General features: G+C 64.8%; 2 protein-coding genes. Both read left to right on the forward strand.

Annotation, left to right across the window (positions count from 1 at the left end):
• The coding region (locus AAE045_RS23250; RefSeq protein WP_455549686.1) for an Lnb N-terminal periplasmic domain-containing protein at positions 1–660 on the forward strand (660 nt) is incomplete at its 5' end.
• Positions 657–965, forward strand: a 309-nt coding sequence (locus AAE045_RS23255) for a hypothetical protein (RefSeq protein WP_455549687.1), incomplete at its 3' end; no start/stop codon positions are given. The genes AAE045_RS23250 and AAE045_RS23255, both read left to right, overlap by 4 nt.

The raw sequence follows: 965 nt of genomic DNA on the forward strand, positions 1-965 counted from the left end.
GAGACCGACTACGACGCGCGCTGGGTGCGCCGCGAGTACAACCTGGACCAGCTGCGCTCGGCCGATCTGATCCTGTCCTACTGGATGGGGCCGGCCATCGCGCACACGCTGATCTCCTTCGGTTTCGATGATGGCCGCTACCTGGTGTTCTCGCTGGAGATCCGCAAGGAACGCGGCGAGTCGTTCTCCGCGCTGGGCGGGTTCTTCCGCAAATTCGAGATGACCCTGGTCGCCTCGGAGGAAACCGACATCGTGCGCACGCGTACCAACGCGCGTGGCGAAGACGTCTATCTGTACCGCCTGCACGGCATGACCCAGGCGCAGCTCAAGGCCCTGTTCGTCTCCTACCTTGGCGAGGCGCGCAAGCTCGACGCCGCGCCGGCGTTCTACAACACGTTGACCAGCAACTGCACGACCATCGTGTACGAACTGGCCAAGCAGATCGCGCCGGGCCTGCCGATGGATTACCGGCTGCTGGCCTCGGGCTACTTCGCCGAGTACGCGCGCGATCTGGGCGTGCTCACGCCGGGCGTACCGTTCGAAATGCTGAAGGCACGCGGCCGGATTACCGACCGTGCGCGGGCGAGCCATGCAGACGATGATTTTTCACAGGTGATCCGCCGGGGCGTCCCGGGGACAGGGCAGGGAAGCGTTCCATGAGTTCCGCATTGAAGCTGTTGCCGCACCGCGCGTTGCCGATACTGGCCGTGGTGCTCTCGCTGCTGCTCTCCAGCGGCTGCGCGATGGTCACCATGAAACAGGTGGCCCCGACCGAATACCTGGCCAACAAGCGCGGCGACGTGCTGACCTCAGGCAAGCTCAGTGCCGCTTCGCAGGAAACGCTGAGCGTGATCGGCATGGACGTGGCGCAGTGCGAAAAGGACGTGGCCACCTGCCAGAAGACGTTGGAAGACACCGACGTGCTGCCCGAGGAACAGCGGCTGTCCGCACAGTCCGAGCTGTGG

Source organism: Dryocola clanedunensis, assembly GCF_038405435.1.
GTDB lineage: Bacteria > Pseudomonadota > Gammaproteobacteria > Enterobacterales > Enterobacteriaceae > Dryocola > Dryocola clanedunensis_A.